Source organism: Luteipulveratus mongoliensis, assembly GCF_001190945.1.
GTDB classification, from domain to species: domain Bacteria; phylum Actinomycetota; class Actinomycetes; order Actinomycetales; family Dermatophilaceae; genus Luteipulveratus; species Luteipulveratus mongoliensis.
In genome coordinates this window covers 381,530-396,719 of record NZ_CP011112.1, presented here as the reverse complement: position 1 = coordinate 396,719, position 15,190 = coordinate 381,530, and the positions used below count along the sequence as shown (strand labels likewise).

Below are 15,190 nucleotides of genomic sequence, written 5' to 3'. Positions count from 1 at the left end.
GTGGAGAGGTATGCCTCTCGGCGGGAGGCTCGCGCGGCGTATGAGCCAGGTCTGAGGTACGCCGACTCAGTGGCCCGCGAAGACCTCATCCCGGGCGACTTCGAGGCCCTTCTCGAGTGCGCCGAGGAGCACGGCGTCCTCAGACAGCTCGCTGGGGACCACGCGCGGACGGTTCGGACACATCTCCTCGATCGCGGCCTCGACCCGGCGAGCGAGCTCCTTGCCGCCCGCGTTTCCGATCTCGCCGGACAGCACGCACAGCTCGGGATCGAGCACGAGGTAGACCCCAGCCAGGCCGAGGGCGAGTCGATGGGCGAGCTCGTCCAGGAACGCATCGCCCTGGGGGTGCCCTTCGATCGCCTTGCGGATGCACTCGCCCGCGCCACCACGCATCCGGTGCTCCCGAGCCAGCTTTCGTACGGCTTCGGCGCCGACAAGTGACTGGAAGGACGTACGGCGGGGGTCCTTGCTGCGGCTGGGCAGTGGCGCGCCGGGCACCGGGAGATAGCCGATCTCTCCCGAGCAACCGTCGGCGCCGCGCAGCACCTTGCCGTCGATGACGACAGCCATGCCGAGTCCGCGGTCGATCCAGGCGAGGACGAAGCAGCGGACGCCGTGCGCGGCGGCGGCCTTGCGCTCGGCCAGGCCGGCAAGGTTCACGTCGTTCTCGATCAGCACCGGTCGGCCGAAGTTCTGCCGGATATCGGTGAGTACGCCGTTGTGCCAGTCGGGCAGGTCGAACCCGAACCGGACGTCCCCGGTGCGGCTGTCGACCATGCCGGGCGTGCCGATGGAGAGGCAGCTCAGCTGAGACATCGAGAACCCCGCCCGCTCGGCGGCCTGGGCGGTGGCCTGGCGGACGGCTGCGACCGGGTCGCTCGACTCGTGCGGATCGACGGAGAACCGGGCAAGCTCGGTGCCGGTGATGTCGGCCGCAGAGCCAGTGATCACGTCAGGGCCGATGTGCAGCGCCGCGACGTATCCACTGGAGGGTACGAGCGCGAACAGCTCGGCGTTGGGCCCCCGGCGGCCGCCGGGCTGAGTGCCGACCACTTCGACCAGACCACGACGCTCCAACCGAGCGAGCATCTGCCCGGCGGTCACCTTGGAAACACCGGCGAGCTCGCCGAGCCGCGTCTTGGAGATCGGGCCCTGCGTCAGCAGCAGGTCGAGTGCCATCCGCTCGTTGGTCTCGCGGATCACACTGGTCGCCGACTGCGCCATCAGGGACCCCTCTCGTGCTCGAGATCAATGGGAAGGGGACTTCACAGTTTAGCCCGCCTGCCCCGGGACCCCGAGCGCGCCACGTCCGCCGGATGGGCTTTGCCAACTCCTGAAGAAAAGGTTCTGTCTCTTTACTGTAAGGAGAGTTAACTGTAAGGCACGTTAACTGCACGCCCGACCAAGGAGGTTCCGGTGTCCAGATCACGAGCCGCGGCGGCGTTCGGCCTGCTGCTCTTCCTCATCGCGAGTGTGCTGGCGACTGCGCCCGCGTCGGCGAAGGAGCGGTCCGCAGAGCTGCCCAAGCACGCGCTGACCGGCTACTGGCACAACTTCGTCAACGACGCGGGTGCGCTGCGCCTCTCGGACGTGCCGGACCAGTACGACATCGTCGCCGTGTCGTTCGGCGAGGCGACTCAGACGCCGGGCGAGGTTGGCTTTCAAGCGGATCCGGGACTCTCCGACGCACTCGGCGGCTACACCGCCGACGACCTGAAGGCTGACGTCGCTGCCCTGCAGAGCAAGGGCAAGAAGGTGATCCTGTCCGTCGGTGGAGAGCGGGGACAGGTCGCAGTCGGTGACGACGCTGCGGCGACCACATTCGCCGACAGCGTCTACGGACTGACCCAGACGTACGGATTCGACGGCGTGGACATCGACCTGGAGAACGGGCTGCAGCCCGACCCGATGGCGAAGGCGCTGCGGAGCCTGCGCGAGAAGTTCGGCGACGGCCTGGTCATCACGATGGCCCCACAGACGATCGACATGCAGTCGCCGACCGGGTCGTACTTCAACCTCGCGCTGCAGATCAAGGACATTCTGACCGTCGTCAACATGCAGTACTACAACTCCGGCTCGATGCTCGGCTGCGACGGCCAGGTCTACTCACAAGGCACCGTCGACTTCATCACTGCGCTCGCGTGCATCCAGCTGCAGAACGGTCTGCGTCCCGACCAGGTCGGACTGGGTCTCCCCGCCGGTCCACGCGCTGCCGGTGGCGGCGTGGTCGACCCCGCAGTGGTCAATCAAGCGCTGGACTGCCTGGCCTCAGGTACCAGCTGCGGAAGTTTCAAGCCGTCGCAGACCTACCCCGACATTCGTGGCGCGATGACCTGGTCCATCAACTGGGACATCGCCAATGGCGGTGGCTTCGCCGAGACCGTCGGCGGCCACCTGGACACCCTGCCCTGACCGCAACCCGATCACGAGGAGTACCACCATGCGTACGACCATCAAGTTGACCGCGATTGCCGGGCTCTTGGCCGGGCCCGCACTTGCCGTCATGCCCACCAGTCCGGCCAACGCCCACGGCTACGCCTCGAACCCGCCCAGTCGGCAGGCGCAGTGCGCTGCGGGAACGGTCGAGTGCGGTCCCATCAAGTACGAGCCGCAGAGTGTCGAGGGCCCGAAGGGCCTGACCAGCTGCAGCGGAGGCAACTCGCAGTTCGCCGAGCTCGATGACGACAGCAAGGGCTGGAAGGTCAGCGACATCGCGCCGACCACCAACTTCACGTGGATCAACACGGCGCTGCACCGGACCGCCAACTGGCAGTACTTCATCGGCGGTGACCTGGTGGCCGAGATCTCGGGCAACAACCAGGCGCCCGGAAGCACGACCGAGCACACGGTCGACTTCGGTGATCGGCGAGGACATCAGAAAGTGCTGGCGGTGTGGAACATCGCGGACACAGGAAACGCCTTCTACAGCTGCATCGACGTGAACATCACCGACGGCGTGCAAGCCGATCATCAAGGATTCACGGTCAGCGAGCAGCAGTTCAACGATGGCTTCCCCAACCGGAATTCCTTCTACACCTACCAGGGCCTTGTCGATGCGATGGGCGCCTACCCCGGCTTCGCCAACACCGGTGACGAGGCCACCCAGAAGCGGGAGTTCGCCGCATTCTTGGCGAACGTCGGCCACGAGACCGGCGACCTCGTTTACGTCGTGGAGCAGAACACCGCGAACTATCCGCACTACTGCGACACGACCCAGCCGTACGGCTGCCCTGCCGGCAACGATCAGTACTACGGCCGCGGACCCATCCAGCTGAGCTGGAACTTCAACTACAAGGCCGCCGGCGACGCGCTCGGCATCGACCTTCTCAACAACCCGCGCCTGGTCGAGACCGACTCGGCCGTCGCATGGAAGACGGGCCTCTGGTACTGGAACACCCAGACCGGCCCAGGGACGATGACGCCCCACGACGCGATGGCGAACAACGTCGGATTCGGCGAGACCATCCGCAGCATCAACGGCTCGATCGAGTGCAACGGCGGCAACCCCGGCCAGGTCCAGAGCCGCATTGACCGCTACCTGAAGTTCACCTCGATGCTCGGCGTCGACCCTGGCGGCAACCTGTCCTGCTGACCCGTCAATCCTCTGAGCTCGGAAGGAAATCCAATGTCTGCACTCACACGGCGCTGGGCTGCCGGAATCGCCGCAACAGCGGCCATATTCGGCAGTGCCCTGACCGCGACCCCGGCCACCGCCGAGGACACGCCCAAACCAGCGGCTGCACAAACCGCCGCCGGCGACGTGACGATGGGCTATTTCGTCAATTGGGGCATCTACCAACGCAATTACCAGGTCAAGAACATCGAGACGAGTGGCTCGGCCGACAAGCTCACCCACATCAACTACGCGTTCGGAACGGTGGCGGGCGGCAAATGCGGCCTGACCGACACGTACGCCGACTACGACAAGGCGTTCACGGCCGATCAGAGCGTGGACGGGGTCGCCGATACCTGGGACCAGCCGCTCAGAGGCAACTTCAACCAGCTGCGCAAGCTCAAGGCGAAACACCCCAACCTGAAGATCGTGTTCTCCTTCGGCGGCTGGACGTTGTCGGGCGGATTCACTGAGGCGGCCAAGAATCCCGAGGCGTTCGCCGAGTCCTGCTACAACGTGGTCAAGGACCCGCGCTGGGCGGATGTCTTCGACGGCATCGACATCGACTGGGAATACCCCAACGCCTGCGGCCTGAGCTGCGACACCAGCGGTCCGGACGCGTTCCCGCGTGTGATGAAGGCGCTGCGGGACAAGTTCGGCACGAGCAACCTGGTCACCGCGGCGATCACCGCGGACGGCACCAACGGCGGCAAGATCGACGCCGCCGACTACGGCCCCGCCGCGTCGTCCGTCGACTGGTACAACGTCATGACGTACGACTACTTCGGCGCTTTCTCGGCCCAGGGGCCGACCGCCCCGCACTCGCCGCTGAACGACTACGACGGCATCCCGACGCCCGGTTTTAATGCCGATACGGCGATCCAGAAGCTCAAGTCCAAGGGCGTTCCAGCGAGCAAGCTGCTGCTCGGCATCGGGTTCTACGGCCGCGGGTGGACCGGAGTCACCCAGGCCGCGCCGGGTGGCACGGCGACCGGGCCGGCCGCGGGGACGTACGAGCCGGGCATCGAGGACTACAAGGTCCTGAAGGACAAGTGCCCCAGCACCGGGACCGTCGGCGGCACGGCGTACGCCCACTGCGGCAACGACTGGTGGAGCTACGACACCCCCGCGACCATCGGCGGAAAGATGGACTACGCGACGCAGCAGGGACTCGGCGGCGCGTTCTTCTGGGAGCTGTCCGGTGACACCGCCAACGGTGAGCTCATCGGCGCCATGAAGTAGGTCCGATGTCAGTGCCGCAGATCGCGACGAGCGGACTGTTCTGCGGCACTGACATCGCCTGCGGCGGGCCATCGCGGCTCCGACCCCTCCCCGTTCCGACAATTTAACGTCATGACTACGCAGTTTTGGTAACTTCTTTACCTACGGGCCCCCCTCCTGCGCCTAGCGTCCTGGTTTGGTCGCGCCACAGCGTCTGACCACTCCGTCTCAGGCCGCAGGGAGCCCCACGATGCGTATCCATCAGTTCTGTCCGGACGACGTCCCACCTGGACGCGTCGTCGCGTGGCACCCTGACTCGGCGACCATCCGCAGGCTCCGTGAAGCGGCGGTTGACCCCCGAAGGCCGAGTCACGATCAGCTGGCTCGACTACGCGAGGCCGACACCGCTGCGCTCGACTCCACCGGGGGCGCAGGTCGAGGCACGCCATGGCTGGGCTTTCGATGCACCTTGGGCAGAGCCGAACCGCAACGTGTGCGGCGCGTCCTCGAGCGATATCTCGACCAGCACGAGGGGTTGCGCAGCGGGTTCTTCAGGGGCCGGGACGGCGCCATGGAACGTCGAACCCTTCCCGAGGGTCACGTTGACCTCGTGCCCCACGTCCTCGCCGAGCGGGCCGACGCCACCACCGCCGCTGACGTGGTGACCGAACACCTGGCGCACTGGACTGCACCCCTGCGTTGGCCGAGCCATGCCTTCGTGACCATTGAGAACCTGCACGGTACGACCCTGATTGCCGCCTTCGACCACGGCGTCTTCGACGGCTACTCCGCGTATCTCAGCGCCGCGGAGATCTTGCGTTCGTACGCCGAGCCGGAGTCGCTTCTCGAGTCCGTGGCAAGCGCAGTCGATGTTGCCGAGCACGAGCGGGCCAGCGAACGTGAAGGTGAAGCGGTCAGCGCAGGGCTGGATACCTGGAGTCAGGCGCTCGACGAGAACCGTTGTCTCCCAGCGCTGCCCGTGGGGTCGCGGGTTGCCCGCGACGACCGCCACCCTCATCGCCTGGTATCGATTCCGATTGCGACCGCAGAGCAGACGTCGCGCTTCGTGGCACACCTGCGCGCCCTCGATGCCAGCATTGGACTCGGCTTCATCGCTTCATTGGTGGCGGCCATCCTGGCTACCGGGGGCGGCACGAGACTCGACGCGCTGATGTCGGTCCACAACCGTGACCGACCACAGCTGGACACCGCGGTCGGATGGTTCGCCGGGGTCGTACCCGTCAGCATCCAGACCGATCGCTCGACGTACCTGCTCGACGTGATCGATGCGACCCAGCAGGCGTGGGATCGGGCCCAGCCCGCGACCCGGGTCCCCCGACACGTCGCGGCGCGCGAGCTGGCCGCTGACCTTCGCCCGGCGCTGGTGCTGTCCTACATCCACGGCCGGCGCTGCGCCGGCTGGGAGCGGTGGGCGGAGTCCGACGCGACGGTGCTGTTCGGACCGGTCGACGACAGTGCCGAGATGCATGTGTGGGTCTCGGTCGTACCGGGCGGTACCTACCTCGAGGTTCGTTATCCCGACACCCCGAGCTGTCACAGATGGGTCGAGCAGGTCGCAGACACCATGCGATCGGGACTGCTCGACACGGCAAACACCTTCCTTCCACAAAGCCAGGGAGCATGACATGCAGATGACCCGACTCGAGCTGCACGACACCATCGCTGGGCGGCTGATCGTCTGGGAACCCAGTGCGCGAACCCGAGCGGCGATCGAACGCGCCGTACCGGGCGACGATCAACCGTCGTACATGCAGGAGACCCACCTCGGGCTGCGCAGGGCGATGGCCAAGATCGACAAGCGGGATGCGAGCTGGGTGGGTACCGCTTTCGATCTCCCAGGTGAGCTCGACGTCGACGCCATGGCAGCCGCACTCACGCAGTGGGTGCGCCGCCACGCCGTTCTGTGGGGCTGGTTCGTCGTCGCCGAGGACGGCGGCTATCAACGGTTCGACCTGAGCCCGGAAGACATCGAGATCGTGCCTCGCGAGGTGAAGGTCAGCGAATCCCCTTCGGAGACAACCGATTTCATCGGCGGACTCTTCGAGGAGACGTGTACGCCGTTCGACGGGCTCGGCTACGCCTTCGCCGCTGCCGTGGGTGCGGACTCCAGCGTGGTCTATACCGCTGCGGACCACACCTACACCGATGGCTTCAGCGTTCTGGTGACGTTCGAGGAGGTCAACGCGCTCTATCAGGAGGCCATCGGCGGTTCACCCGCCGAGCTGCCACCTGCCGGCAGCTTCATGCAGCATGCGCAGCTCGAACGAGAGGTGGCCGAGCGCGCCACTCGTGATCATCCCGCCGTCGCGTACTGGATTGAGTACGCCCTGAAGGACGGCGGGGGAACGCCCCGATTCCCCATGGACCTCGGTCTGGAGCCGGGTGAGAAGCAGCTCTTGGAACCCGGTCGGTACGCACTGCTGAGCGCCCCTGAGACGGACGCGCTCGAAGTACACGCACGCGCCGAAGGTGCCACCTTTCCCGCCCTGGTGTACGCCGCGTGCGCCCTGGCCGCACGAGACCTGGCCGGCCAGACCTCCTACCGCTTCCTGAACCCCATCAGCACCCGCTACTCCCCCGAGCTGCAGCACGCCATGGGATGGCTGGTCAACCTGATGCCCGTGCACATCGACGTGCCGGACGCCGCCGACCTCATGGAGGTCGCCCGGGCGACTCGGCAGACCTTCCGGGAGGCGAGGGTGACGCAGGAGCTGCCGGCGATTCGTGTACTGCAGATCCTCTCCGAAGCCTTCGGGTTCGACTCCGACAGCACCGAGCGGCCCTCGATCGTGTCCTACCTCGACGGTCGCAAGGCGCCAGGCCAAGAAGCGTGGGCCCGGCAACGGTTCTTCGGCCTGACGGGTGGCGGTCACGACGACGACGTCAACGTCTGGATCAATCGCATGCCGACCAACACCTACGTGACCTGCAGTGTCCCTGGGACCGCTGTCGCCAGGGCGAACGTCGCGCGATACTTCGAGCACGTCGCCGAGCTCTTGCGCGCCGAGCTCGAAGGGGTGCTAGGTCACCGGCTGACTTCGGCCCACACCGCGTTCGTCTGACCAGCCCGCGCCCCCAGTTCAGTGGATTGGTCGGCACAACCTATGGCGACGCCGGTGCGTATGTGGGGCGTGAAGACGAGAGCGAGAGGCTCATGAGCAGCCGCGACGACGAGGCGTTCGTCGGATTCGTGACGGACTACTCGCCGCGCCTGCTGCGGACGGGTCTCGGCGCAGCTGTACGTCGTCGGTCGCCGTGTGGCTCCCGTCGCCTGATGGGGGCGCAGCCACCGAGGACGTTCGACTCACGTCCTCGGTGGCCGCCCGGGAACCCGAAGGGCGGCGCTAGGCGCTGCGCTCACGCCGCGGACCGGACAAGGCCGTGCTGCGAAGCGCGTCGAACGTCCGGCCCAAGCCCTCGCGGAGCCCGACCACGGGGTGCCAGTGCAGCAGCTCTTGGGCGAGAGAGATGTCGGGGCGGCGTTGTGAGGGGTCGTCCTCGGGAAGCCGATGATGGGTGCGTACCTGTGGTCCGCACAGGTCATCGATCTGGTGCGCGAGCTCGTTCATGGTGAACTCTTGAGGGTTGCCCAGATTGACTGGATGTTCAGGAGCGCCAGGCACTTCCATGAGAGCAAGCAGGCCAGAGACGAGGTCGTCCACGTAGCAGAACGATCGGGTCTGGGTGCCGTCGCCGTAGATCGTCAACGGTTCTTCGTGGATCGCCGCGTAGAGGAAGTTGCTGATGACGCGCCCGTCGTCCAGCCGCATGCCCGGGCCGTACGTGTTGAAGATGCGTGCGACCCGGACGTCAACTTCGTACTGGAGACGGAAGTCGTGCGCGAGCGTCTCGCCTCCGCGTTTACCTTCGTCGTAGCAGGAGCGGACGCCCCATGGGTTCACGTGCCCCCAGTAGCTCTCGCGTTGAGGGTGCTGGTGGGGATCGCCGTAGACCTCCGATGTCGAGGCCAGCAGAACGCGAGCCTTCGTGGCACGAGCCAGCTCGAGGACATTGAACGTGCCCCAGACGCCTGTCCGAAAGGTGCGTACCGGATCGGCTTGGTAGTGCGGCGGCGACGCCGGGCAGGCGAGGTGGAAGATGCGATCGACTCGTGCCGGGATGGACAGCGGCTCGATGACGTCTGCCTCCAGCACGGTCAAGCGCGAGTGGGACGGCAGGAGCCCTCGCACTCCGGTGGAGAAGTCATCCACCACGTACACGCGGTTGCCTTCTGACAGGAGTCTCGTCACGAGGTGCCGTCCGATGAAGCCGGCGCCACCGGTGACCAGGACGCTCATCGGCGCGCCCGGTTTGCCTCGGTGGTGACCGCTGACTCACGGATGAGCTCATGGTTGGCGTCCACCTTGACGGTCCGTTCCCAGCGCAGTCCCTGATCGAACAGGAACATCACGAAGCCGCGGGCGATCGGCAGGATCCACCACAGTGCGTAGACCGTCGTGAAGACCGGGTTGACGCGCAGGACGTACCGGATCCGGTCCCGCCTGCTGTGGACCACCGGCTCGATCATCAGCCAGGCTCGGAACCAGCGGAACAGGACCAGCGGTGCGACGACGATCACCGTGATGATCGACAGGATGCCGACCCAACGGGGCAATGAGGATCCGTCATTGAAAATCTGGTCTGCGGTCCCCCAGATCGCTGCGACCAGCCCGAACGGATTGATGAGCAGGGCCATGGTCGGCACGATGTTGAGGCGGGCGCGCCAGCGAGCGCGGGCCGGCATACCCATGGCCTTGAGTGGGCGGCTGAGTGTCTGGAAGAAGCCGGCCATCCAGCGTTTGCGCTGGGTGAAGCCGTTGCGCCACGTGGGTGGCACCTCTTCGATGAGTGGAGAGGGTGCCATGCCCATCGTCGCGCCATTGGTCCAGAGCCGGAGTCCGACCTCCGGGTCCTCGATGGTCAGCCAGGGGTGAAAGCTGCCCAACCGAATGAGGTCATCGAGCTTGTAGAACAGTCCTTTGCCCAGGACATAGAACGGGTGCTTTCCGTGGGCGGTCATGTGCGGGTACAACGTGGCGTCCCAGCCGATGTGATCCATCGCGAAGAACGAGGTCGGCCACGAGGCCAGCAGGTTGCCGGTGATGTTGGTGCTCTGGACGACGTCGTACGTCTTCGAGCCGAGCGCACCGGCGTACCAGTAGTCGGTCGGGATCACGCTGTCTGCATCGATGTACGACAGGAGCGCCCCCTCCCCTGCCTCGGGCGCGAGCTGGTAGAGCGCCCAGACCAGCTGCCGCGTCTTCTTCGGTGGCAGCTCACGCACCTTGGCCCGCCGGCCCTGGTGCCACCAGTAGGCGTGCGGGTTCTCATCCCACGCCTGCCACACCGTGTCCCAGCTGGCGTCGGCGGTCGAGGGCACGATCATCAGCTCGAGCCAGGGGAACTCGCCCTGGAGCTTGCGCAACGAAGCGATGCTCTCGGGGTCATCGTGGTTGGGGATCGCCACCACGCGAAGCAGGTGGTCGGGGTAGGGCGCTCGCTCCATCGCAATGAAGGTGGTGCGCATCGTCTCTTCGAGCTCGTGCAGCACCGGGTACAGCATCACGATCGGCGGCGCATCGGGGTGATCAGCGGGATCCAAGGAGGGCTCGTCGATGACGTCGACGGGCCGCGAGTAGAACCACAGGGCGACGCTTGTCGTGAACAGGTAGAGAACCTGAACGGTCACGGTCAGGACGATCAGCGCGGTACCCATGTCAGATCGCCAGCCCGCGTCGGGACAGCTCGGCCGCCGCATCATCCACTCGATCGGTGGCGGTCTGCTGCTCCACCCACTCGATCAGGTCCTCGACGCCCTTGTCCCTGAACGAGAACTCCGGCACGAATCCGAGCAGGTCCCTGGCCTTCGTCGAGTCGGCCCAGCAGTGTCGGATGTCGCCGACGCGGTACTTCTGGACCACTTCCGGCTCGATGTCCTCTCGGTCCAGCGCCCGAGCCAACAGTTCGGCCACCTCCAGGATGCTGATGGGATCACCACCGCCCACATTGACCGCATGGCCGTCGGCAGCAGACGAGGTCAGGGCGAGCACCGTGGCACGCGCGATGTCTTTGACGTGCACGAAGTCTCGACGCTGCAGCCCGTCCTCCATCACCAGCGGAGGACGGCCGTTCAGGATCCGGCTGCTGAAGATCGCCGCCACACCGGTGTACGGATTGGAGAGGGCTTGGCGTGCGCCGTACCCGTTGAAGTACCGGACGGCGGTCGCAGCGATGTCGTACGCGCCGCAGACGTTCAGCGTCAGCAGCTCTTGGTCCATCTTCGTAAGGGCGTAGACCGAGCTGGGAAGGAGGCGCTTGTCCTCCGGCGTCGGGATGGGCTCCAGGGCAGCACCGCACTGTGGGCAGGCGACCTCCCACTCACGTCGCCGCAATGCGCCTTCGTCGCGCTGACCGGGTGCTTGATCGCCATGCGTGGCACAGCGGTACGCGCCCTCGCCGTAGATCGACATCGAAGAGGCCACCACGACCTTGCCGACGTCGTGCGTGTCGTTCGCCAGCACATCGAGCAGGTTGGCCGTCCCCGATGTGTTGGTGTCGACGTACCGCTTCACCTCGTACATGGACTGGCCGACACCGACCTCAGCGGCCAGGTGGACCACGCTGTCGACGCCCTCGAGTGCTGCAGCCACTGCCGCGCGATCGCGGATGTCCGCGCGGACGAGCTCGGCCTCTGAGGACAGGTACGAAGGGCCGTCGGTGCCGTGTACCTGCTCGATCACGGCATCAAGGACCCGCACCTCCCGGCCCTGTTCCAGTAGGTGGTCGACAACGTGAGACCCGATGAATCCTGCTCCACCGGTCACTAAGACTTTGGCCACAGCGCTCTCCCCTTAGAACCTCGTTCTGGCTGAGCAGCAACAGTGGCAAAAATTGCCCCCTATTCCATCCCTCCTGTTGAAAACTTACCTGTCGCTGAAGAGAGTCAGACCGACTGCCCACAGAAGCCATAACGCGAGCAGGCGCTTCACGAAGGACTCGCCGTCGAAGCCGTACGCGCCGATCGTCACCACCGCGGACGTCACGCGACGGCGGTCCCCTCCAGCTCGACCATCTGGCCGGGGATCGCCAGCCGTGTCACCCCGAGCATCGTGGTGCTCGGCGCCACTTCGGCGGCACCCATCCGCGACGCCAGCCCGCCGTAGTGCTGGAACAGCAGGTCGACGTCGGTCGTGTAGACGTTCAGCCGCACGAGGTTCGTGAGGGACATGCCGGCCTCCCGGAGTACGGCCTCCAGGTTGTCGATGCTCAGCGCCAGCTGAGCCCCCATGTCGTCGGCGTGCTGCGGCTGGCCGTCATCGCTCATCGCGGTCTGACCGGAGCAGTAGAGCGTCCGGGTGTGCCCGGAGACGACCTCGCCCTGGTTGAAGCCCATCTCCACCGACCAAGTCACCGGGTTGACAGCAGTTCGTTCCATCGCCACATCAGCTCCATTTCGGTTCATCAAGAGTCCGTACGCCGTGGGCTCGGTAGCCGTCCGGCGTCGTGTTGGTCAGCCTCACGACAAATCACGACATCCTCAGTCGTGTATTTCGTACGATCTTTCCTGTGCGGGCCGACCGGTTGGTTTCGCTGGTGCTGCTCCTGCGCCAGCGCGGTCGACTGACGGCGGACGTGCTGGCCCGCGAGCTGGAGGTGTCCACCCGCACCGTGCTGCGCGACATCGAGGCACTGTCTGCGGCCGGCGTACCGGTCTATGCCGAACGCGGCCGGCACGGTGGCTTCGCGTTGTTGCCCGGATTTCGGACTGAGCTCACCGGGCTGAACCATGACGAAGCGCTTGCCTTGCTGGCGGCCGGATCGGGTCGCGGCGAGCAGGCTTTCGGCCTCGGTTCGGCGCTCGCGTCCGCCTTGCGCAAGGTCGTCGATGCTCTGCCCGAGAGCCATCAGGCCAGGTCGAGCGACGCGGCCCAGCGGTTCTTGATCGAGCCGGCGGCCGACCTGCTCTCACGCAAGATGGTGACGGAGGAGCTGCCCGACAGCACGATGGTGGAGGTCCGGCGCGCGGTGCTCGCCGGACACAAGCTGCGCATCCAGTACGCGGCCACGGACCAGGCACCGCAGTGGCGCACCGTTGACCCAATCGGCCTGGTCACCGTGCGCGACAAGGGCTACCTGCTGGCCACGAGATCCGGTGAGGACCGCACCTATCGGCTCTCGCGGGTGCTCGCCGCCGAGGCACTCCCCGAGTCGGCGGAGCGGCCGGAAAGCGTTGACCTGCAACAGATCTGGCAGCAGCGCAGCGCTCAGTTCCGGGGCGGTGGGAGCGATCAGGTCACCGTCGTCGTACGGCTGAATCCGGCTCGGCGGGAAGAGCTGGTGACAACCGCGCTGGCTGTCCTCACCGAAGAGCCGGACGCGGACGGCTCGCTGCGGTTGGAGGTGACCTTCCAGGACGCGCGGCACGCCGAGTGGGCGCTGTGGCAGCTCGGGACTGGCGCGGAAGCCCTTGGCCCCCAGTGGTTACGGACCTCCCTGCGCAACCGTGCTGCCACGATCGCCACCCGCTATGAGGAACCCCCTGAGAGGTAGCCGGCGGCCTCCACAGCGACCTCAGCGGTCGCTGCGTGGCCGCCGCAGCGTGAAGGTCTCGAACTCCTCCAGTGCACCGCCCGTGCCGACCGTGTTGTAGTACGTCACCGTGATGGTGGTGTCTCCGCCCGGTCGGCCCGGGTCGACCTCGAAGCCCGCGAAGCCGTACGAGTGGTCCCGGTCCCGCGACGCCGACCAGTCCGCCGGCTCGGTCGTATAGATCGGCGGACGCTTGCCCGTCGTCGGGTCTGGCGCGCCGACGGCGGTGATGACACGGCACTGCGGCGGGTCGAACAACACCTGGTTGGACGTCACCGACGTCCCGCCGCCGCCGAGGATCATGTGCACCGTGCCCTTCGTGGTGTCGACGACCTTCGGGTCGCGCACGGCCGTCTTCGGCGTGAGCGTCGCGTTGGCGGCCTGACCACGGATCGGGTGGCTGCGCTCGTAGTGATGTTCGTGCCCGCACACGACGAGGTCGACGCCGTACCGGTCGAACAGCGGCACCCACTCCTGACGGATGCCGAGGTCGGCGCCGTTGGCCTGATCCGCCGAGCTGATCGCGACCTGGTGCATGCAGACGACGACCCAGTCGATGCCGCGGTCCCTGCGCGCCGCCTTCAGCTCGCGCTCGAGCCACGCCTGCTGCGCGCCGTCGGAGTAACCACGGACATAGGTGTTGCCGCCGTCCTGGTAGCAGACATCGTCGTTGGCGATGCTGATGACGCGCACCGCGCCGATGGTGAACGAGTACCACAGACCTCGCGTCACGCCGCGCGGTCCGCCGCTGCCCGGCAGGCTGAAGTAGGTCTGGTACGCCTCGTACCCGATCGGTCCATTGCCGAGCTCGTTCTCGTGGTTGCCGGCCGACGGCATCCACGGCCGGTTGCGGGCGCTGCGGGAGTTGTTGTCCCAGAAGTCCCACCAGGTGCGGATGCGGTCCTCGGCGAGATTGGCGTAGCAGAGATCGCCGTTGAACAGGTGAAACATCGGCTGGACCCGCTCGACCCCGGCGGTCGTATCGGCGCCGGCCGGGCCGCCCAGGTTGTCGTTGACCCAGGTCGGCTTCGCCGCGCCGGCCAACAGCTTGCCGAGCGTGGGCGTGCCCTGGTCGCCGAAGCTGGTGAACGTCACGCGAGCGCGACCCTTCGGGCCTGTCGTGAACTCACCGAACTGAGGCGCGGCGCCGTCGTGGAGAGCGGCGTACAGGTAGGCGTTCGAGGGTCGCAGCCGACGGAGCGGCGCGTGGTGGGCGTACACCGTCCGCCCGGACTTGGCGTCGACGTACGACACGGTCGTCGCGGCTGCGGTGCGCTCGAACGTGCCACGCGAGTCCCCGAGGAAGACGCGAGGGTGCTGCACCGGCTGGAGCGTGTGCCAGCTCGCCACGACCTCCGTGGCGGCATCGGCGCCGAACTGCAGGTGCAGGCCATCGACGGCCGGCGTCCGGACCGGGTCCGCGCCGTGCTGGGGGCGATTCCCGCGGCCGAGCGGACGCGTGGCCGTGGATGCATCGGCGGGCGATGTAGCGGCGAACGTCGCTGCGGCGACAGCGAATCCAGCACCTGCGAGAAGGTGGCGACGGGCGGTCCCGGGGCGCTCGGGCGCGTCGTTAGGACGAGGAGTCGTATCCATGCACGCCAGCCTTGTGGCGCTCTCTGAGATGTTCGACGCGCTGTGGGTGAACCTCTCTCGAACACTTTGCCTCGGCGGTGAGGAGTGGTCTCACATTGAGACGCCACTCGGCGCGGAGTCCGCGTGCGTCGAGCTCTGGCACGGGCGAGA

Annotated in this window: 12 protein-coding genes; 6 read left to right on the top strand and 6 right to left on the bottom strand. The window is 66.6% G+C overall.

Annotated features, from left to right (window positions below; all coding sequences use genetic code 11):
• Positions 1-66: 66 nt before the first annotated feature.
• On the bottom strand, positions 67-1,224 hold the full coding sequence (locus VV02_RS01870) for an ROK family transcriptional regulator (RefSeq protein ID WP_052589467.1): 1,158 nt from the start codon (positions 1,222-1,224) through the stop codon (positions 67-69).
• Between the two features lie 192 nt (positions 1,225-1,416).
• Between VV02_RS01870 and VV02_RS01865 the strand changes: the two genes are divergently transcribed.
• The 5 genes from VV02_RS01865 (at position 1,417) to VV02_RS01845 (ending at position 7,917) form a co-directional block, all read left to right on the top strand.
• Positions 1,417-2,412, top strand: coding sequence for a chitinase (locus tag VV02_RS01865; protein ID WP_083449839.1), 996 nt, complete (start codon positions 1,417-1,419; stop codon positions 2,410-2,412).
• Between the two features lie 28 nt (positions 2,413-2,440).
• Positions 2,441-3,592: a glycoside hydrolase family 19 protein gene (locus tag VV02_RS27000; RefSeq protein WP_157063221.1), complete on the top strand. Its 1,152-nt coding sequence runs from the start codon at positions 2,441-2,443 to the stop codon at positions 3,590-3,592.
• Between the two features lie 33 nt (positions 3,593-3,625).
• Entirely contained in the window at positions 3,626-4,855 is a 1,230-nt protein-coding gene (locus VV02_RS01855) for a glycoside hydrolase family 18 protein (protein WP_052589466.1), read from the top strand.
• A 229-nt stretch (positions 4,856-5,084) separates the two neighbouring features.
• Entirely contained in the window at positions 5,085-6,479 is a 1,395-nt protein-coding gene (locus tag VV02_RS01850; RefSeq protein ID WP_083449838.1) for a condensation domain-containing protein, read from the top strand.
• Between the two features lies 1 nt (position 6,480).
• Positions 6,481-7,917 (top strand): condensation domain-containing protein, encoded by a 1,437-nt coding sequence (locus VV02_RS01845; RefSeq protein ID WP_052589464.1) that lies wholly within the window; start codon positions 6,481-6,483, stop codon positions 7,915-7,917.
• Between the two features lie 282 nt (positions 7,918-8,199).
• On the opposite strand, the gene VV02_RS01840 is transcribed toward VV02_RS01845, so the two are convergent.
• The 4 genes from VV02_RS01840 to VV02_RS01825 form a co-directional block, all read right to left on the bottom strand.
• Entirely contained in the window at positions 8,200-9,153 is a 954-nt protein-coding gene (locus VV02_RS01840) for a UDP-glucuronic acid decarboxylase family protein (protein WP_052589463.1), read from the bottom strand.
• Positions 9,150-10,571 (bottom strand): glycosyltransferase family 2 protein, encoded by a 1,422-nt coding sequence (locus VV02_RS01835; RefSeq protein WP_169787623.1) that lies wholly within the window; start codon positions 10,569-10,571, stop codon positions 9,150-9,152. Before VV02_RS01835 ends, VV02_RS01840 begins: the two co-directional genes overlap by 4 nt.
• A 1-nt stretch (position 10,572) precedes the next feature.
• Positions 10,573-11,694, bottom strand: a complete 1,122-nt coding sequence (locus VV02_RS01830) for an NAD-dependent epimerase/dehydratase family protein (protein WP_052589462.1) — start codon at positions 11,692-11,694, stop codon at positions 10,573-10,575.
• A gap of 200 nt (positions 11,695-11,894) precedes the next feature.
• Complete coding sequence (locus tag VV02_RS01825; RefSeq protein WP_052596418.1) at positions 11,895-12,290, bottom strand: RidA family protein; 396 nt, start codon at positions 12,288-12,290, stop codon at positions 11,895-11,897.
• Positions 12,291-12,421: 131 nt separating this feature from the next.
• Here VV02_RS01825 and VV02_RS01820 point away from each other — a divergent pair, with 131 nt between their 5' ends.
• Positions 12,422-13,405, top strand: a complete 984-nt coding sequence (locus VV02_RS01820) for a helix-turn-helix transcriptional regulator (RefSeq protein ID WP_052589461.1) — start codon at positions 12,422-12,424, stop codon at positions 13,403-13,405.
• Between the two features lie 21 nt (positions 13,406-13,426).
• Here the strand turns inward: VV02_RS01820 and VV02_RS01815 are convergent, their stop codons facing one another.
• Positions 13,427-15,040 carry a purple acid phosphatase family protein gene (locus VV02_RS01815; protein ID WP_052589460.1) on the bottom strand — a complete coding sequence of 538 codons (1,614 nt, stop codon included), beginning with the start codon at positions 15,038-15,040 and terminating at the stop codon, positions 13,427-13,429.
• Positions 15,041-15,190: the final 150 nt, after the last annotated feature.